A 19957-nucleotide genomic window follows, 5' to 3' on the forward strand; every position below is an offset into this window, starting at 1 on the left:
CGCCCGGCAAAGGTAGTCTGCCGGACAACTCTCGCCATGCGTCCCTGTCCCGGCTCTCGGCCGCACACAGGCTGGCTCATGCCCGCACCCTGGCCCTGCTCGGCCTGACGGCAGCGGTCCGCCCGTCCTTGCGCGGGGGGGTCTGACATGGCGTCGATCAACGGCCGCATCGTCTCGGACAGCAACCTCGACAATACCGAAAACGACGGTTTCGGTGGCTTCGACCTCGGCATCGCCGGTCAGACCATCCAGCTTCTGGATTCCGGCGGGACCGTCATTGCGACAACCACAACCGATCCCAATGGCACCTACAGCTTCACGGGCCTCGCCGCCGGCGACTACCGTGTCGTCTTCCCCACCACCGCAGAAAGCCAGCGTCTTGCAACCGCAAATGTCGGGGATGCCGCCGCCGACAGCGATCCCGATCCGACCACAGGCACCACCCCGGTCCTGACACTGACGGATACCCAGGATCTGTTCGAGATCGACGCGGTTTACGGCAACTACATCGTGGACGGTGCCGAAACGGGCGAGTCGATGCCCCTGGGCTACTCGGATGCCCAGGGCGATCTGATCACCGACAATGCGGACACGATCTTTGGCAATGGCGGCGACGACACCATAGACGCCGCCGGCGGCGATGATTTCGTGTCGGGCGGTACCGGGAATGACGTGGTCGCAGGCGGCACGGGCAACGACAATCTCAATGGCGACGACGGCAATGACAGCCTCAGCGGAAACGCGGGCAACGATCAGCTGTTCGGCGGCAGCGGCTTTGATGCGCTGAGCGGCGGGGACGGCAACGACCTGCTGGCCGGGGGCGGGGACAATGACACGCTTTTTGGCGATGCGGGCAATGACGACCTGCGCGGCGAGAGCGGCGACGACTTCCTGTCGGGCGGCATCGGCGACGACTTCCTCGAAGGCGGCACGGGCAATGACAACGTCAACGGCGACGACGGCAATGATGACCTGCGCGGCGATGCGGGCGACGACCAGATGTTCGGCGGTGCCGGTATCGACACCCTGTTCGGCGGCGATGGCAACGACCTGCTGGCCGGTGGCTTCGATAATGACGTGCTCTTTGGTGATGCGGGCAATGACGACCTGCGCGGCGAGGATGGCGACGACTTCTTGTCGGGGGGCATCGGCGATGACTTCCTCGACGGCGGCACGGGCAATGACAACGTCAATGGTGACGACGGCAATGACGACCTGCGCGGCGATGCCGGCGACGATCAGCTGTTCGGCGGTGCCGGTATCGACACCCTGTTCGGCGGGGACGGCAACGACCAGCTATCCGGTGGCTTCGATAATGACGTGCTGCTTGGGGACGCTGGTAATGACGACCTGCGCGGCGAGGATGGAGATGACTTCATCTCAGGCGGCACAGGCGACGACTTTGCCGAAGGCGGTGCGGGCAATGACACGATCAACGGCGATGAGGGCAATGACGACCTGCGCGGCGGTGCCGGCAACGACCAGATCTTCGGTGGCGATGGCAACGACACGCTTGCGGGTGGCGAAGGCGCGGATTCCCTCGTCGGCGGCGCGGGCGCGGATTCTTTCGCGTTAGGCGCGGATGACACGGCCAGCGGCGGCGATGGCGACGACATCTTCCTTGTCGACCCGAGCCTGCCCACGGGCGGCAACGCCACGATCACCGGCGGCGAAACCGGCGAGACGGCTGGCGATACGCTGGACCTGCGGGGGCTGGGGCCGGTCGACGTGGTCTACAACAGCAGTGATCCGACCTTCAATCCTGTCACCGGCATCAGCGAAAGCGGCACGGCGACCTATACCAACACGGGCGGCGATCCGGTCACCATCGCCTTCTCCGAGATCGAGACGGTCCTGACCGACGCAGACGGCACTGTGGATGGCACATCCTCGGCAGACACCATCAATGTCGGGTTCATCGACGCGCAGGGCGACCGGGTCACCGAAGGCGCCGATACGATCGTGACCGTCGACGGCAATGACAGCGTCGCGGCGGGCGGTGGCGATGACAGCGTTGATGCCGGCACAGGCGATGATTTCGTCGAGGGCGGCGCGGGCAATGACACGCTGATCGGCGGAGACGGCAACGACGCGTTGCGCGGCGATGACGGGAACGATGTCCTCTCCGGCGACGCGGGCAATGACGACCTGCTGGGCGGCGCGGGCGACGACCAGATGTTCGGCGGCGCCGGTGACGACTTCATGGGCGGCCAGGACGGCAACGACACGCTCGATGGTGGCGACGGCGCGGATTTCGTCGCTGGCGACGACGGCAACGACCTTGTTCAGGGTGGCGCGGGCAGCGACACGCTGGTCGGCGGTGCCGGCGCGGATACGCTGGTGGGCGGTCTTGGCAATGATTTCTTCACCGCCGACAACAATTTCGTCACGACCGACGACCCCACCGCCGATGCGGCAGGCGATGTGGTCTTCGGCGGCGCCGAAGGGACAACGGATCTCGACACGCTCGATCTGCGCGGCGCCGATGTCGTGCAGATCCAGAAAGAGGACGACCCGAACGATCCCGGCGCCGTGCGCGGTGTCGTTACCTTCTCCACGGGGGAAACCCTGACCTTCGAAGGCATCGAACTGATCCTCACCGACGCGGTGGACGGCACCGAAGCCGGTCAGTTCATGCCGGTTGGCTTTGCCGACGCCGAAGGGGACGCGATCACCGAAGGCGCCGATACGATCCTCGGCAATGGCGGCGATGATGACATCCGCGCAGGTGGCGGCAATGACGTTGTCGACGGCGGCGCGGGCAATGATTTCGTCGATGCCGGCGCCGGCGACGACACCGTCACCGGCGGCACCGGCAATGATGATCTGCGCGGCGGCGACGGCAATGACAGTCTCGAAGGTGGCCTCGGGGATGATTTTCTCGATGGGGACACAGGCGATGACCTCGTCTTCGGCGGCGACGGCAACGACGACATGCGGGGCAGCGAAGGCAACGACCTGCTGCAAGGCGGCGCCGGCAATGACACCCTGTTGGGCGAGATGGACAATGACACGCTCGATGGGGGGGCTGGCGCTGACTTGCTCGAGGGCGACATAGGCAACGACAGCCTGATCGTCTCGGCCAATGACACCGCCTCGGGCGGCGACGGCGACGACATTTTCACCATCGATCAATCGATCACCGACGGCCCCGGCACCATCACCATCACCGGCGGCGAAGGCGGCGAGACCGCAGGCGACACCCTTGTCCTGACCGGGCTGGGGCCGGTGGACATCACCTATACCGGCGACGATCCTGCCAGCGAAAGCGGCACAGCCACCTATTTCGACGCCAATGGCGACCTCGTCACCATCAATTTCTCCGAGATCGAGAATTTCGTCGTCTGTTTCACGCGCGGCACCTTGATCGCGACAGACCGCGGCGAAGTTCCCGTCGAAGAGCTGACCACCTCGGATCGTGCCATCACGATGGATGACGGCTATCAGCCCATCCGCTGGATCGGCTCGCGCAAGCTCAGCGGGGCGGAACTGACCGCCAATCCCAAGCTCCGGCCGATCCGCATTCGCGAAGGCGCGCTGAGCCCGAACTTGCCGGTCCGCGATCTGGTGGTCTCACCTCAGCATCGGGTGCTCATGCGCTCCAAGGTGACGCGCCGCATGTTCCAGACCGACGAGGTGCTCGTGCCAGCCAAGGCGCTTGTGGCGCTGCATGGTGTCGAGGTCGATGAGGCCCCGGATGGCGTCGAATACTGGCACATCCTGTTCGACCGTCATCAGGTGATCTTCTCCGAAGGCGCCCCGACCGAGTCGCTGTTCACAGGCCCCGAGGCGCTCAAGTCCGTGTCTCCCGCCGCGCGCGAGGAAATCTTCACGCTGTTCCCCGAACTGGCCGATCCCGACACCTACGGCGCCCCCCTGCCCGCGCGGCCCCTGATCCCGGTGCGCCGTGGGCTCAAAATGGCCGAACGCCTGTCGATGAACGGCAAGACGCCCCTGGAAAACCGGGTCTGACCGCCCGGTCACCGCTTGGATGCCAGCGGCTACACGGACTTGGCGCGTTTTGTCATCTGAACGAAGACAACCGGCGCCCATAGCAGAAGACCCACCGCCATCGTGGTCAGGCCCGGCGCGATGAAGAGCAGCGACACGAGCCCGACCCACCAGCGTTCCAGCCGCGACATATGCGTGAGGAAAAACCCCGAGAACGCCACGCCAAGCCCGGCGATCCCGATCATCGCCCCCGCCAGCGTCACCGTGAACGCAGCCCAGGTGAACCCGTCCGTGACGATCAACAGCGCCGGGGAATAGACGAAGACGAAAGGCACCAGCGCCTTTGCGATGCCCAGCCGGAACGCGGTGTTGCCGGTCTTGAACGGGTTGGCCCCCGCGATCCCCGCCGCCGCATAGGCCGCAAGGGCCACGGGCGGCGTGATATCGGCCAGCACACCGTAATAGAACACGAAGAAATGCGCGACGATCGGCTCCACCTGCAGCAGGCCAAGCGCCGGGGCCGCCACCGCCACAAGGATGATATAGGTGGCCGTGGTCGGGATGCCCGCGCCCATGATGATGCAGGCCACCGCAATCAGGATCAGCGAAAAGAACAGCGTCCACTGACCGATCGTGAACAGGCTCAGCGGCCAGACGCTCCCGGCGACATTGCCGATATCGGTCGCCGTCTGCACCACCACATAGCCCAGCCTGAAGCCCACACCCGTCAGCGTGACGACACCCACGACGATGCCCACCGTCGCCGCCGCCGCCCCCACGGCAAGCGTGTTGCGCGCGCCATCCGCCAGCGCCGTCCACAGATCATGCAGGGTCAGCCGGTTGACCGGGTTCAGAAACCCGATCACGACACAGGCGATGATGCCATAGACCGCCGCGAAATCCGGGGTCTTGCCGCTCAGGATCATGTAGACCAGAACGATCAGCGGAATGACCGACAGCCAATGCTGGCGCAGCACGATCCCCATCTTGGGCAGCTCATCCGCCCTCAGCCCGCGCAGGCCCAGCTTGCGGGCTTCCAGATGCACCATGATGAAGATGCCGAAATAATGCAGCAAGGCCGGGAACAGGGCGGCTGCCAAAACATCGCGCAGCGGAATTTCCAGGTATTCCACCATGATGAAGGCCGCAGCCCCCAGAATGGGCGGCGTGATCTGCCCGCCGGTGGATGAGGTCGCCTCGACCGCGCCCGAGAAATGCGGCGGATATCCCACCTTTTTCATCGCCGGGATGGTCAGCGCGCCGGTCGTCACCGTGTTGGCGATGCTCGATCCGGATATGGTGCCCATGAAGGCCGACGAGAAGATCGCCACCTTGGCCGGCCCACCCGCATAGCGCCCCGCCACCACCATGGCCAGATCGATGAACAGCTGCCCCAGCCCGATCCGAGTGGCCAGCACGCCGAACAGAATGAACAGGAACACATATTGCGCCATCACCCCGATGGCGATGCCATAGATCCCCTGATTGGTCATGTAGAGATGGTTGATCAGCCCCTCCCAGGCCACCCCCCCATGCTTGAGCGCCCCCGGCGCCCATGGCCCGAAAAGCGCAAAGGCCACGAAGACCAGCGCGATCAGAGGCAGCGTCGAGCCGACCGAGCGCCGCGTGGCCTCGAGCGTCAGCAGCAGCAGGGCCGTGCCCATCACCACATCAAAGGACGACGGATTGCCAACCCGCACCGACACGATCTCGGGCGGCAGCAGCGGCAGATACAGCGACGCCCCCACCGCCAGACAGGCCAGCAGGATATCCACGACAGGCACCCCGTTGATCCTGTACCACGCAGGTTTCGGCAGATCGGTGCTCAGGGATCGCCGCCATGCAAACAGCAGGAACACCAGCCCCAGCACGAAAGACAAATGGATCCCGCGATGCAGCAACTCGCGCACCAGCGCAAAGCCCGAGGCATAGAAATGATAGACCGACATCGCCACAAGCGCGGCGCTGATGGCGATCCCGATGACCTTGCCCGTGGGCCTGAAGGCCAGTTCGGGATCGAACTTGCGCTCGATCTCGTGAAGCTCTTCGGGCGTCAATTCATGGTCGGGATCATACTGAGACATGGTCGGGTCCGTCAGGGCTTGAGATCATCGCAATATCAAAGACAAAACCCGGCCGCCCATGGGCGACCGGGTCGGGAACATACCGTCCGAAGGCTTATTCCAGCAGGCCGGCCTCACGATAGAAGCGCTCGGCGCCTGCGTGCAGCGGAACGCCGACGCCGCTCAGGGCGGTATCGGGCGTGATTGTCTTGCCCTTGGCGTGACCCACATCCAGCAGCTTGCGCGAGTTGTCGTTCCAAAGCGCCTTGGTGATCTGGTAGATCAGCTCGTCATCCTCTTCCGCCGAGGTGAACCACTGCGCCCCGACCGCGACGGTCGATGTCGCCTCGACACCCTCATAGGTGCCCGCGGGGATCTCGCTCTGCGCGAAGAAGCCGTATTTGTCGGTGAGCGCCTTGGCGCCCTCTCCTGCGATCGGAACCAGCTTGATATCCTCAGCCGAGGCCAGCTCGACCAGCGATCCCGTGGGATAACCCGCCACCACGAAAAACGCGTCGATCCGCCCGTTGCGCAGCGCGTCGGATGCCGCATTGCCCTTCAGCGCCTCGGCGGTGAGATCGTCGACGCCCAGACCGTTGGCCTCGAGGATCAGCAACGCATCGACATAGGTGCCCGAGCCCGGCTCATCCAGCGACACGCGCTTGCCCGCCAGATCGGCGACACTGTCGATACCGCTGTCGGCCTTGGCGACAAGGTGGATATGCTCTTCGAACAGCGCCGCGATCGTGCGCAGGTTCTCGGCGGGGGGCTGGCCCTCCATCGTGCCGGTGCCGGTATAGGCCCAATAGGCCACGTCCGACTGGGCAAAGCCCGAATTGCGCAAGCCCGAGACGATGGCATTGATGTTGTCGACCGACCCGCGCGACGACACCGCCGACGCAATCAGACCGTCCACACCACAGCTGCCGCCCTCTTCGCAAGGGCGCGATCCGGGCGGTTTCGAGATGGCATTGGCGATCACGCCACCAACCGGATAATAGGTATAGGCCGTTCCACCCGTACCGATGGTGAAGAACTTCAACTCCTGTGCAACAGACGCACCTGCCAGACCAAGGCTCAGAACGGCCCCCGCGACAAATGTCCGTGCGATTTTTACCATAGTATTCACTGGGTTCTCCCTGCAGTTTTGTGAAACATTTTCAGCCACCCTACCGGGCCGATCCTGCGCTTACAACGCATCTCTTGCGCTCTTTCGTTGCTGCGCATGCGTCAGTTCGGGCTTTCCTTCGGTCAGTCCTGCGATTGCAGCCCCCATCGCTGCGCCAGCCGCGCGGTGACGTCGATGATCGAACTGGCAAAAGGCAGGATGATGAAAATACGCACCACGTGAAAGGCCGTGACCACCGCCAGACCATCTTCGAGGATCTTCGCGGTCAGGGCCATTTCCGTCACGCTGCCCGGCGCCGTCGACAGCATCATCACCTGCCATTTCTCACCTGTGATCCAAGTCAGAGCCATTCCCATGCAGGTGCAAAGCGCGATCAGCAGCAGCGACGCCATCACCGCCCCCGGGATGAACCCGCGCGCGTGTCGCACCAGATCACGGTCGAACACCGCCCCCAGCCAGACGCCCAGAAACACCTGCGCCAGCACCAGCACCGGATAGGGATAGGCAGTGATCGGCAGGCTGAACGCCGCCGCCAGCGCCGCCCCGCCAAGCGATCCCACGAAAAACGGATTGGCCAGCCGCACCGCGCGCGCCGCATAGGCCCCCGCCACGCCCGCAAGCGCCAGAAGCATGGCCCCCGATGCCGTCCACTCCATCCGGCTCAGCGCCGCGACCGGGTCTTTCACCGTGCCGTCAAGCGCCACGATGGCTGGCGGAATCAGCAGCACCAGCAACATGATCCGCAACGTCTGCGCAAAGACCACCGGGCCGGGCCGCACCTTGTGCTTGACCGCCAGCGTCGCGCTTTCCACCGGCCCCATCGGGATCGAGGCCAGAACCGCAGTGATGATATCGGCCCGAGTGACCCGCATCAGGAATGCCGCCACCACGAAGCCCAGCCCGATGGTCAGGATCGCCGCCCCCACCATCGGAATGAGCAACGACACCATCGCCCCCACCGCCTCGGGCGTGAACGATAGCCCCACGGATGTCGCGACAAGAACCTGCCCGATCTGGCGGGTCTGCCCCGGCACCGGCAGCGGTCGATCGAGCATCCGCACGCTCGAGGCAAAGACCATTGCCCCGATCATCCAGGGCAGCGGAAAACGCAGCCAATGCGCCACCAGCCCGAAAAGCAGCGCCCCCGCATAGATCGCCACCAGATGCACAAGGCGTCTGAGCGACCAGTCCGGTGTCATCTCGGGCATCTGCCAGCCGCCTCAGTCCAGCGGCACAAGGCCGGGACCAGAACGACGCGCGGGGCCTGAGCGCATCGCCCCAGCCTGCCCACCCTGCCGTGTCTGCCGCCCCCGCGCCATGCGCCTGCGCCTCACTTCGGGCACTCCCCCTCGCCGATGTCCCAGAACAGGCCCGCCATCAAGCGCAGCGCATCCCGGCAGACCGGCTTGAGAACATGCTCATCCGGCGCATGTTGCGAACAACCCCGATAGGAATGCGGCACCCAGACGGTGGGCAATCCAAGAATATCCGCGAAGACGTCATTGGGCAACGAGCCTGCCAGATTGGGCAGGATATGCGGCGCCTGCCCGGCGGTCTTTTCCAGCGACGCCGCGACGAAGGTGACCCACGGGTGATCCGGCGACAGCCGGGTGGCGCGGAAAAAGCCGCGCTCATGCGGCACGATCTGCACCTTTTCGAACCCCTTTGCATCCAGATGCCGGCGCAGCGCGGGCACGATATCCTCGGGGGTCGTGCCCACCACGTAGCGCAGCTGGCACGTGGCGCGCGCATGGGCCGAAATCGCGTTGACCGGCGCCTCTGGCACGCCGCTCTTCATCGCCAGCACCGCAAAACTGTTCCAGCCATAGGCGCGCTCGGCCGGGCTCAGGCTTTCCTCGCCCCAATCCTCGTCGATCGACGGCCCGTCGCCCCCTGCGATCGGCAGATCGCGCAGCGCCGCACGCACATCATCGCTCAGGCTGTCGGGCCGCCATTCGGGGATCCGGATCTGGCCGCGCGCATCGGTGATCGTGGACAGCGCCTGCGCAAGGATCATCGCCGGATCCGCCAGAAGCCCGCCCCAATTGCCCGAATGATGCGCACCCTCGCGCAGATCCACCACCAGATCGAAGGTCACGCCCCCGCGCGAGCCCATGAACATCGTCGGTGTCTCGGGCTGCAGGCGCGGCCCGTCCGAGGCGATCAGCACATCCGCCGACAAATCCGCCTTGTGCACCTCGAAAAACTCCGCCAGCCCCGGCGAGCCGGTCTCTTCGCCGGTCTCGATCACCATGCGGCAGTTGAAACCAAGCTGCCCGCGCGTCTGCAGCACCGCCTCCAGCGCCGCGATATTGATCAGATGCTGGCCCTTGTTGTCCGCGCTGCCCCGCCCATAAAGCCGCTCGCCCTCTTCGATCAGGCGAAAGGGATGCAGCCCCTCGCGCCACTGGTCGGCCTGGGCGCGGATCACATCGCCATGCCCATAGCTCAGCACGGTGGGCAGATCTTCGCCCTCGTGGCGCTCGGCCACAAGGATCGGCCCCGCGCCCTGCACCGGATTGGGATGGATCTTGCAGCGAAAGCCCATGCCGGTCAGCCGCTCGGTCATCGCCTCTTCAAGATAGCGCGCCAGTTCAGCCGCCTGCGCGGGGTTCTGGCTTTCGGTCTCATAAGCCACGAGATCGGAAAGGTCGGCCTGAAAGCGGCCCTCGTCGAAATAACTGGATACGGTTTCGATTGCGGAATTGCGTGTCATTTCGTGTCTGTCAGGTTGTCTTCGCAAATGGCGTCGCCCCAGGGCGACAGGATTTCGGTGCAGCCGCTGTTCCGACCCTTGCCGCGCATCACGCCCACCGGTGGCCATTAATTGCCTGTCGGAACAAACAGCAATGTCAGAACAGCCATAGTTATGCCAACCACACAACCGGGAATCGAAAAAAATCAATAGAATCAACACCTGAAATTTTATGATCTCAAAATCGGCGAGACTATTTGTCCAAGCAGTCCAGTAATGTTTTGCCAAACAAATTCAGGATTAGCCTTGCCAAACAGGCATCAGGCAACAAAAAAGCCGCCCGGTTGGGCGGCTTCATTCAGCAAGATGAATCGCCCCGGTTTCACCGGAGACCTTTAGCTTCATTTTACGCGACCATATCGAGTGGCTCGCGCTGCGCATAGAAGTACTCTTCGACCTCTGCTGGCGGGATGTTCCCGATGGGGCCAAGCAGGCGTCTGTTGTTGAAGCAATCGACCCAGCCGAGGGTGGCCATTTCCAGATCCTGCATGTTGCGCCACGGTCCCTGGCGGTGGACCAGCTCGGTTTTGTAGAGGCCGTTTATGGTTTCCGCGAGGGCGTTGTCGTAGCTGTCACCAACGCTGCCGACCGATGGTTCGATGCCAGTTTCGGCCAATCGCTCGGTATAGCGAATGGACAAATATTGCCCGCCGCGATCCGAGTGGTGAACCAATCCGCTCTTTTGAACTGGCCGTCGATCATGCAGGACTTGTTCAAGAGCATCGAGGACAAAGTCTGTCTTGGCTGACCGCGAGACCCGCCATCCGACGATGCGATCAGCGAATGTGTCGATGACGAAGGCTACATACACAAAGCCCTGCCATGTCGACCCACGGTGCAGCGCGCAACTTCAAAGCCCTCGCGCTTCATCTGGTGGCATACCTTGCGAACACCATAGACCTGATAGTTCTCATCCCAGACCCGTTTGATCTCCGGCCGCAATTCTGCATCCCGCTGATGTCGCGCCGATGCTTTGGAAGGATCGGCACGACACGCGAGGCGATGATAAAATGTTGACGGCGTAATCGGCAGACCCCTGCAGATCGACTCGACGCCGTAAACAACGCACTGATCTTCAATGAAGGCGATCATCGCTTCTGTGGGCGGTCGAGTTCCGTCCCGCTGCGCGGCAACACATGCTTGCATGTGTGAGAGCGGGCGCAAAATACGCTGACGCCTTGCGCAGGATCTCATTCGCCTGGCGCAGCTCGCGGACCTCACGTCCAGGGCCTTGATCCGATCCCGTTCCTCGGTCGTGACACCGTCGCGCATACCGCTGTCTTTCTCGGCCTGCTTGACCCATTCGCGCAGGGTATGAGGAATAGAGCCGATTTTGGGTGCAATGGCCGCGATCGCGCCCGCCTGCGTTTCGTAAGAGCCTTGATACTCAAAGATCATCCGAACAGCACGTGCGCGGACTTCAGGCGAGTAGCGATTTGCCATTTTGCTTTTTGTCATAACCATCATCCTTACTTAAGTTGACGGTCTCCGGCGAAACCGGGGCGATTCAGATAGACCCGTTCGACATTCCTCAACTAGCCCATGTTCTGAGAACTTGCCAAACGTCGACGACATTGAGCGAGGCGGGCCGGAAACTTTATGCGGTCTCTCGCAAACAGCGCAGCGGCGTGAACGACTCGGACCGTGTCCGAAAGTATCTGCCCCGGTTCGACCTGTCTTGGGATGATATTATGGATCGGTGACGGCCCTTACCGGCCCAGAGCCGCCGACCGGTCTGTCGTCCAGTGTTCACGGAAGCGGCCATTCATAGACGGCGCAGCCTATGACCGCAGCCAGCCTCTATGCCGTCCTTGGAACGGGGCTCAGTATGCTATATTTGGTTCCGGGTTGAATAGAGCAAACGAAAGACACCGCAATGACATTGCTGATTATCTTCGTGGTGCTTGCGATCGGGGTGTCGTTTCTTTGCTCGATCCTCGAAGCGGTCCTGTTATCGATCACGCCATCCTTTGTCGAAGCCGCCGAGGAAAATCAGCCGCGACTTGCCAAGAAGCTCAGGATGTTGCGGGCCGATATCGAACGCCCTCTCGCTGCGATCCTGTCGCTCAACACGATTGCACATACCGTTGGCGCCACTGGAGCAGGCGCGCAGGCAGCCGTCGTGTTTGATGATGCTGGCGTGGGCATTTTCTCTGCCGTTTTGACGTTCGGTATTCTTATCCTGTCCGAAATCATTCCCAAGACCCTCGGCGCAACCTATTGGCGTGGTCTTGCGCCCTTCGCGGTTCTGGTGCTGCCCTGGCTGATCATCATTCAGTTGCCCTTGGTTTGGATGAGCCAGGCGATAACGCAGCTGCTGACAGGCGGCAAGCGTCACGCAGAGGTGTCGCGTCACGAGATCACGGCATTGACCACCGCGGGCCAGCGTCTCGGGGTGGTCGAGGAAGATGAAACGCGCGTTGTGACCAATCTGTTTCGCCTGTCGGAGATATTCGCCAACGAAATCATGACGCCGCGCACGGTCATCGAGCATCTCGGCGCTGATGAAACAGTCAGTGCCGTAACACCTTCGGAATGATGCTGATTATGAGGCTATGACCGCCTGCGCAGCCCCCAAATAGCGCAGCAGGTGGTCATAGCCGGGTCTCGGGTCCCTACAGTGGTTTTGCACAAACCACACCGCAAAGGAGACCGACTATGACCAAGATTATTGTTGCACAAGATGCCCCTGTTTTGGTGGCTATCGACATCGCCAAGGCCCGGCATGAAGTTTTGATCGCTATGCCAGATAAGAAACGGCGACGTCGCTTAACCGTTTTGAACGAACTCGCCGACTTCAACCGCCTCGTCACAGTACTGAAGGAATACGGACGGCCAGTTCGTGTAGCCTTTGAGGCGACTGGCAATTATCACCGTGCCTTGGCGTACCATCTGGCAACTGCTGGCTTTGAGGTAAAGCTGGTTTCCTCAGTAGCTTTGGCGCGTACGCGCGAAGCCCTCAACAACAGCTGGGATAAGAATGACCCAAAGGATGCGCAAGTTATCCTGCATATGATGGAGATTGGGTGCGAGCAATATTACCACGACCCTCTGGTATGCGGCACGAATGACATTCAAGAGCTGTCCAAAACCCACGATATCGTCTCCAAGTCGAAGACTGAACTTTGGCACCGGGTCTTGACCCATTATCTGCCGCTGTACTTCCCTGAAGTGGATCGATTTCACCGCAGCTCGCGCAGTGATTGGTTCTTTGCATTCCTTGAGCGTTATCCATCACCACATTTTATCACGGCAATGGGCAAAGACGCTTTCACCGCTGATGCTTGGGACGTCATTGGGCGCAAGGTCGCGAAAGAGCGTTTGCTTGCAGATATTTACGAGACAGCCAAGTCTTCAGTGGGACTGCCGGTTGCCCCAGATTCTGATGCGATCAGAATGTTCCGCTTGGTACTTGGAGAAGGCCGCAGTCTCATTGCGCAACGCAATCAAATTGAAGATCGCGCCATCGCGCTTCTCAAAGATCTACCTGACTATCAGTTGCTGACATCAATACCTGGGATTGGCCCGATCAACGCTCTGACCATCCTCGCAGAAGCTGGCGACTTGCGCCGCTTTGGACACCACCGGCAGTTCTTGAAGTTTTGTGGCATGGACCTTGCAACTATCCAGTCCGGTACATTCCGGGGCCAAACCAAGCTGTCAAAATACGGGAATGCCCGCTTGCGCCGCACCCTGTGGATGGCTGGTCAGGTTGCCATTCTGCAGCGGACCAACAGCTTCCGGGATAAGTTCGAGCGCTACATCGCTAAGGACCGCCACAACACACATTTGCGCCGAAAGGCGTATACCGCAATCGCCGCCAAGATGGCCCGAACAGTTCACGGGATCATTAAACATGGCGAGCCCTATCGCCCCTTCTTTGAGGGGTGATCGATCGCAGAAGGACCTTTCTCTGTAAGGGCCGTGGAGGCAGACATCTGACCTCGTAGATAATGTTCAGGCCTTCTGTGTTAGCGACCCAATGATCTCGTCTTAAGGACGGTGAGAGCCGCAACAGCGTACTCTGTGTTTGTTATGGGAGAGACTGTCGTTGACCAAATCGCCGAACTGAGCCAGTTTATGTACGTGTCGAGGCACCTCGATACGACAATGACCTGATGCCAAATCAGCCAATTATTCCGCGCATAGGACGTTGTCGGATCCAGAGACACCTTTCCGGTGTCTCGCTATATTGTCACGGACGAAAACATCGACGACGTTAAAGGATTCGTGCTGACGCGCGAGCTTTTTCTGGCAGGTTTGCGCGACGGCAAGGACAAGACCGTTTCAGACTACACGCGCGACATTCAACGCGTTCCGGAAACGACAGACCTCGATACGCTGTTCGATCTGCTCATGGAGAATGAGGCACATATCGCGCTGGTCGAAGATGAATATGGTGGAACGGCCGGCCTTGTGACCATGGAGGACGTCATAGAAACATTGCTCGGGACCGAAATCGTCGATGAGAATGATGAGGTCGAGGATTTGCAGAGGGTCGCAAGGTCACGCGCTATCCTCCGGCGGGACGCACGCAAGACATCAGCCAAGTGACACCCGAAAAGATGGCCCGGGTCAGGCCGAATGGTCCCGCGGTATCTGCCAACTGCTGCCTGTCAAGGCAGACATGGCGACCGGCAGCTTTTGTCATTTGCCGCGGATGCCTTGCTGCAAGGTCACAGTCCGCTGTCCGCCCTACTTGCCATTCTGATCCTGTCTGAAGACCCTTTAAGTCCCCTTGACCTCTTCGAAGACCAGTTCGGGCACAACGACTTCCCAATTGGCGCGTTTCAGCAGATGATAAAAACGCTCATCGGCGTCTTCTTTACGCCAATGAATGATGGCCGCGATCTCGCCCGTGACAAACTTCGTGCCAATCGGTGGCGCAAATGCTTTTGACATCCGCCCGAGGGCCCGTCCTCGAACATCCTCGATCTGCCAGCGATCCCCGACCCTCGAGAGCCGTACTTGCGCGCCGACCTGCGCTTCGCCAATCGCCTGATGAACAACATGTCGATCGCCTTGACGTCCTGCGAATGACAGGTCGACCATCTTCATTTCGGGCGATTGAAAGAACCGGCGTGGGCCGGGGACTGTCGCCAAGTCGGGCACAACATGCCGCGTGACCACGGAAGGCGACGCGGTGGGAAGGTATTCGTGATTGTCGTTGCTCATGACAATCAAATTGCGCCGCGCGCGTGTCATAGCGACATAGAACAATCGTCTCGGCGCGTCCTGATCTTCGTTTCGCGAGGGCCGTTCCCAACCGCCATCCATGATCACGACATCATCGAACTCGAGTCCCTTAGAGCGGTGTGCTGTCAACAATTTCAGGCCGCGCTGCTCGCCCCATGAGTCCTTCGACCATTCAGCAAACCATTCAATAACGTCAGGGGTCGGGAGCGATTTGCCATCAACTTCACGCGCGAGTTGACCAAGCCCCTCGCCGATCCGGTCAGTCCAACGGCTTGCCGGTATCGCGTTCAGGTTCTCGGTCAGGTCGCCCAAGCCGACCATGGCCCCGTGCCTCTTGCGCAGGCCACCGATAAACCTTTGCATCTCACGGGTGCGCCACACACTTGGCAAGTTCTCGTTCGCCATTTCGACGGGAATTCCATGCGCCTCGGCAAAGTCTCGGACCGGCAGAAGCTTGCGCCAATCACGAGAAATGATTGCCGCCCTCTTCCAACTCCAATCCGGGATCAGGTTTGACAGGCGGATCATCTCGTTGACCGCCGCAAGGGCCTGCGCGTCATTTCCGGCCGGGCAGCCAAGGATTTGGACCCGTCCCCGTGCAACCGTGTCGAGGTCTTCCATGACACCCCCAGCCGGCTCTTTTTGCCGCGCTTGGTCTACTGTAATCCCGTGCGCTGTTTTCATACGTTCCCGAGAACCTTCGATCACGGCGTTCGCTGCGCTGATGATGTTTTTCGACGAGCGGTAATTGTCGGTCAGAAAGACCGGCTTGGCTGAATAATCCTGTTCGAATTGCCGAATGTGGCGCACCGATGCGCCAGCAAACGCATAGATATTCTGATCGTCATCGCCAACCGCGAACAGGCTGATCCGTTGATCGGGATCATCGATGCTGCGACCGGCCACCGCAGCGATCAAGGCGTATTCCTCGGGGCCCACGTCCTGATATTCGTCCACGAGAATCCAGCGGAATCCCTGGATCAAGGTCTCTCGCAAGGCTTCGGCCTCGACTTTGTCCAGCCCGTCGCCACGCAAAAGACGCGCCGCATCGGTCAGAAGCGTCTCAAAATCAGGGTCATCGGCCGCTTCCCGTCCGGCGAAACTCGCGCCAACCAAGCGCATGGCCAAGGCATGAATGGTCAAGACCGTCACGAAGCGCGCGTCTTCACCAATTAACAGCCGGAGGCGTTCCCGGATTTCGGCGGCCGCGTGACGATTGTAGGCGAGCACCAGTATCCCGTTTGGATCTTCGCGCTTGATCCTGACCAGATAGGCAACACGATGGACCAGCACGCGCGTCTTGCCTGATCCCGGCCCCGCGAGCACGAGAACATTGGTCTTTTCCCGATCGTCGCGCACGATCTGTTCTTGTGTCGAGTTCCCCAGATTATCGACGATCTCGGCATAGGACTGGGGCGTTGCCTGCCGTCTGAACTCCGAAATTTTCCCCGGCATCCAAGCTTTCATGAAGTCGGACTGCTCCATTGCGAAATAGTCATGCGCGAGCCTTTGGGCCTGATCGATATCGTCGATGCCTTTGGTCGCATAAGCCGACATCACGTGGGTCTGGACGGTCTGTTCGCTATAGTGGTCTTCGAGCGGCGCAAAATGCTGGGTGGTAAAGCCGCCGCCTTTCGGATTGATGTGCAGCGTCATGGCGGAGCGGAACACGGACAATCCCTTGCCGAGAGTGACCACCTGCTGTTCGTGCAGCCATAGAAGCGCGCGGTCCATCAGTTTCGACGGATCATTGACAGACGCCCTCAACAGCGCATCGCTGTTGATCGCCGCCAGAAGGTCACCAAGCGTGGTCTCGACAGGAACATCCTTGCCACGCAGACCGGCCTGAACCTTGTCGATCAAGTATGAAACCAACCGCTCTGCGGCTTGCCTGCGAAGTTGAGCGGTCTGCTCGATTACAGCCCATGATCTTTGCATCCGGACCATCAGACTGCCTTTGGACACCTTGCGCAGGCCAATATTGCCCTTGCCGCCTTCCATGTCGCGGCCATCCTGCGCAATTCCACGGAGCAATCCCTCGACAATATCGGGCCGCACGGAGGCGTGTCCCTGTTCTCGCAGTGCCTGCGCCACCGAGGCCAGGTGGCAAGGCCAAGCCTCGTTGATATCCGTGTCTGGCGCTTGCTCTCTAAGGATCGCAATCAGGTCGGCTTCCAACCGGGATGCCGCTTCGAACCGCTTCGGCGAGGCATTCTCGACACGCACATGCACGAAAATGGTGATGTTTGTATCATCCTTTGCAATCCCCAGAGCCTCGAGATCCGCCAAGGCCTTGCGCACGCCAGACACCGTCAGGCCACTGACCCCGCAAAGCTCGTCCGTGGTGATGCCCTCTTCCTGCGGCGCGTTGATGATATGCTGCACGATGGCGGCAAGATCCTTGCGCCGCCGCTCGGTGATCTCGGCGGATGCAAGGATGTCACGGACCTCCTGCATGCTCCTTACCCGGAGCGAGGACGGAAACACCTGGACCCGGTTTTCTTCGCGGTTCAGAAGATGCGCCTCTTCCAACCACGCGACGGCCGTCTTCACTCGCGTATCGTCGGTATTACTGTCCCGCTGGAAATCCCGCTCTTTCTCTTCGTGAACAATCTCACCGGGTGTGGCGACAATTTCACCGCCTTTTCCAGTTCGAGTATCAAGACGCCGAAGCGCCTTCAGGATCGCGCCTATTTCGTGCCGCGCGAGTCGAGACCGCGCACTGAGACTGAACTGACGATCAACGTCTTCGGTATTGAACAGAAGAACGCAGTTTGCAGACTCGCGATCCCGCCCGGCGCGCCCTGCCTCTTGCAGATAGTTTTCCAGCGATCCTGGCACGTCAGCGTGAACCACAAGACGGATGTCCGGCTTGTCGACCCCCATCCCAAAGGCATTGGTGGCCGCGATCACGCGCAGATTGCCAACGCGAAAGTCCTCTTGGATCTCTCGCTTGTCATCGGCGCTAAGACCCGCATGATAACGCTCCGCGGCGATGCCCTGTTGTTTTAAGAACTCCGCCACGCGCTCGGTGGCGTTTCGCGTCGCACAATAAACAACAGCCCCAGACACGCCCTCGCTCGGAAGCTGGGCCTCTATCGCGTCGAGTATATCGGCCATCTTGGTTGCGCGCTGCGTTGGCAGAACCTGGAAGCTCAGGTTCGACCGCGATGCGCCACCGTCGATCAACACCAACTCGGCCCCCAACCGCTCTTTGAAATGACTGCGGATGTCCTGCACGACGTCCGGCTTTGCCGTTGCAGTCAAGCAAAGCACCGGGGCCGGTTCGTCGCCTGAGCTTTCCTTGATAAACCGCGAAACGTAGCGATAGTCGGGTCGGAAATCGTGACCCCATTTGGACACACAGTGTGCCTCGTCCAGCACCCACAGCCCCACCTCGCGCTGTGCCAGAACGGACCGAACTGTTGTGCTGCGCAATTGTTCGGGGGAGATCAAAAGGATCGCTGCATCCCCGAGCCGCACCTTGTTGAGCGCATCCTGACGCTCGGGCAAAGACAATAGCCCGTTAATCGTAACCGCCGAGGAAATTCCGGCACGCACCAAGCCCTGCACCTGGTCTGCCATCAGCGCCACAAGCGGCGATATGACGACGGTCAAGGCCCCGGTCTTATCGAACCGAGACAGCGCGGGGATCTGATAGCAGATGGATTTGCCAGTGCCCGTCGGCAGGATGCCCAACAGGTTTTCGCCTTCCATGGCCGCGGCCACGATCTTTTCCTGAAGCGGGCGCCCGTCCTCATCGACCGGTTCCGGGCGGAAACTTGGAAAGCCGAACCAGCGTTCGAGGGCACGTGTGGGATCATTGTGCTCCGCGCAATAGGCACAGTGCGGATCACGACAATTCGTATCCCTCAGGTCTTTGACGAGCCGTGCTGCGTCACGGAACTGCGCACGCACCCAAGGCGGCATGACAGACTCCCCACCAGCCACCGAAATCCAGGCAAGGGCATATGCCATCGGCCAGCTCAGACCCGTGTCGGCCAGCCGCTCGAGCAAAGCCTCTAGCTGGGCATTGCAGACCGCCCCTTGCAGCAGCGTCTGAATGGCCGCGTGCGCTTCCGCTTCAGTCGGGATAGGCGCCCCGCGCACGTCGCTGAACAACCGATCAAAACCGTTGCTACCGGGTCCTCGGCAGCAAAGCCAGTGATAGGCCATCATCGTCTCTGACGACACCGTGTTCAGCAATGCGAACGCGTCGATCTGGTTCCGAAGAACGTCGAACACAAGACGCGCGTCGAATTCGGGATCGTTGACATGACCACTTTGAAGCCGCCCATCGCGGTAGTGTTTGACTAAATGATGATATGGATTGCGTGGGAAAGCCAAGGGGTTGAGCCAAAGCGTGTCAATCGGTCCGTCCGCAAGCTTTGCGAAGCGCGGCGAGACCGCCATGAGATGCGGCAGGTCGTGGCGCAAAATATTATGCCCGATGACATGTGCGAAACCGGCGCAAAACAGGTCAAGTTTTTCGAGCGCGGCTTTCGGGTTCCCTTTCCGATGAACAACCCCCTCTCCCTCGCCTTCCGGCACCGCTGCAAAGGCGAATATCCGGGCGTCCTTGGGATCGACCTCCAGATCAATCGACAGACAGCGCGACAAGATTTTGGAGTGTTCCCGCGGCATTTGAATACTGCTCATTCCCGGCAAATCAGCTTTTGGCTTTTCGGGCTGCTTGGATCGGCTACGACCAAGCGCTTTCGATATGCCGCGGGAAATTATGTTTTTCATAATGCCAGATTAGTTTTTATTTCCAAGGAGCGGACCCCTCGTTGACCATTTGACCAAAAATGTTCACCCGATGCCATGCCAGATTTGCGAGGTATGTCCAGTTTATTTTGCCCT

10 protein-coding genes, 1 pseudogene and 1 other annotated feature are annotated in these 19957 nt (G+C 60.8%); of the genes and pseudogenes, 5 read left to right on the forward strand and 6 right to left on the reverse strand.

What is annotated here, in order from left to right:
* The first annotated feature begins 147 nt into the window (after nt 1-147).
* Nucleotides 148-3972, forward strand: coding sequence for a Hint domain-containing protein (locus RAZWK3B_RS07650; RefSeq protein WP_007813822.1), 3825 nt, complete (start codon nt 148-150; stop codon nt 3970-3972).
* A 29-nt stretch (nt 3973-4001) separates the two neighbouring features.
* Here the strand turns inward: RAZWK3B_RS07650 and RAZWK3B_RS07655 are convergent, their stop codons facing one another.
* The 5 genes and pseudogenes from RAZWK3B_RS07655 to RAZWK3B_RS07675 form a co-directional block, all read right to left on the reverse strand.
* A complete protein-coding gene (locus RAZWK3B_RS07655) occupies nt 4002-6035 on the reverse strand; it encodes a TRAP transporter permease (protein WP_007813823.1) in 2034 nt (677 codons plus the stop codon).
* Between the two features lie 94 nt (nt 6036-6129).
* Nucleotides 6130-7134 carry a TAXI family TRAP transporter solute-binding subunit gene (locus RAZWK3B_RS07660; protein WP_007813824.1) on the reverse strand — a complete coding sequence of 335 codons (1005 nt, stop codon included), beginning with the start codon at nt 7132-7134 and terminating at the stop codon, nt 6130-6132.
* Nucleotides 7135-7265: 131 nt separating this feature from the next.
* A complete protein-coding gene (locus tag RAZWK3B_RS07665; RefSeq protein WP_007813825.1) occupies nt 7266-8351 on the reverse strand; it encodes an AbrB family transcriptional regulator in 1086 nt (361 codons plus the stop codon).
* A 122-nt stretch (nt 8352-8473) separates the two neighbouring features.
* Complete coding sequence (locus RAZWK3B_RS07670; protein WP_007813826.1) at nt 8474-9859, reverse strand: M20 family metallopeptidase; 1386 nt, start codon at nt 9857-9859, stop codon at nt 8474-8476.
* Between the two features lie 385 nt (nt 9860-10244).
* Nucleotides 10245-11356 (reverse strand): annotated as a pseudogene (locus RAZWK3B_RS07675) (IS3 family transposase).
* Nucleotides 10916-11039 (reverse strand) — a sequence feature (AL1L pseudoknot). (Overlaps the previous pseudogene by 124 nt.)
* 20 nt (nt 11357-11376) lie before the next feature.
* On the opposite strand from RAZWK3B_RS07675, the gene RAZWK3B_RS21990 reads away from it, so the two are divergent.
* The 4 genes from RAZWK3B_RS21990 to RAZWK3B_RS07695 all read left to right on the forward strand — a co-directional run bounded on the left by RAZWK3B_RS21990 (nt 11377) and on the right by RAZWK3B_RS07695 (nt 14452).
* Entirely contained in the window at nt 11377-11601 is a 225-nt protein-coding gene (locus RAZWK3B_RS21990) for a hypothetical protein (protein ID WP_502685143.1), read from the forward strand.
* Between the two features lie 173 nt (nt 11602-11774).
* On the forward strand, nt 11775-12437 hold the full coding sequence (locus RAZWK3B_RS07685) for a CNNM domain-containing protein (RefSeq protein ID WP_007813830.1): 663 nt from the start codon (nt 11775-11777) through the stop codon (nt 12435-12437).
* A gap of 119 nt (nt 12438-12556) precedes the next feature.
* On the forward strand, nt 12557-13789 hold the full coding sequence (locus RAZWK3B_RS07690; RefSeq protein WP_007811738.1) for an IS110 family RNA-guided transposase: 1233 nt from the start codon (nt 12557-12559) through the stop codon (nt 13787-13789).
* A gap of 288 nt (nt 13790-14077) precedes the next feature.
* Nucleotides 14078-14452 carry a CBS domain-containing protein gene (locus tag RAZWK3B_RS07695; RefSeq protein WP_007813831.1) on the forward strand — a complete coding sequence of 125 codons (375 nt, stop codon included), beginning with the start codon at nt 14078-14080 and terminating at the stop codon, nt 14450-14452.
* A 174-nt stretch (nt 14453-14626) separates the two neighbouring features.
* Here the strand turns inward: RAZWK3B_RS07695 and RAZWK3B_RS07700 are convergent, their stop codons facing one another.
* Nucleotides 14627-19738 carry a RecQ family ATP-dependent DNA helicase gene (locus RAZWK3B_RS07700; RefSeq protein WP_007813832.1) on the reverse strand — a complete coding sequence of 1704 codons (5112 nt, stop codon included), beginning with the start codon at nt 19736-19738 and terminating at the stop codon, nt 14627-14629.
* Nucleotides 19739-19957: the final 219 nt, after the last annotated feature.

The organism is Roseobacter sp. AzwK-3b, from assembly GCF_000170875.1.
In the GTDB taxonomy this organism is placed as follows: Bacteria; Pseudomonadota; Alphaproteobacteria; order Rhodobacterales; family Rhodobacteraceae; genus Roseovarius; species Roseovarius litoreus.

Excerpts from the sequence above, each read along its gene's own strand:
- RAZWK3B_RS07650 (WP_007813822.1), top strand. The coding sequence starts at position 148 with ATGGCGTCGATCAACGGCCGCATCGTCTCGGACAGCAACCTCGACAAT.
- RAZWK3B_RS07655 (WP_007813823.1), bottom strand. The coding sequence starts at position 6,035 with ATGTCTCAGTATGATCCCGACCATGAATTGACGCCCGAAGAGCTTCAC.
- RAZWK3B_RS07660 (WP_007813824.1), bottom strand. The coding sequence starts at position 7,134 with ATGGTAAAAATCGCACGGACATTTGTCGCGGGGGCCGTTCTGAGCCTT.
- RAZWK3B_RS07665 (WP_007813825.1), bottom strand. The coding sequence starts at position 8,351 with ATGCCCGAGATGACACCGGACTGGTCGCTCAGACGCCTTGTGCATCTG.
- RAZWK3B_RS07670 (WP_007813826.1), bottom strand. The coding sequence starts at position 9,859 with ATGACACGCAATTCCGCAATCGAAACCGTATCCAGTTATTTCGACGAG.
- RAZWK3B_RS07685 (WP_007813830.1), top strand. The coding sequence starts at position 11,775 with ATGACATTGCTGATTATCTTCGTGGTGCTTGCGATCGGGGTGTCGTTT.
- RAZWK3B_RS07690 (WP_007811738.1), top strand. The coding sequence starts at position 12,557 with ATGACCAAGATTATTGTTGCACAAGATGCCCCTGTTTTGGTGGCTATC.
- RAZWK3B_RS07700 (WP_007813832.1), bottom strand. The coding sequence starts at position 19,738 with ATGCCGCGGGAACACTCCAAAATCTTGTCGCGCTGTCTGTCGATTGAT.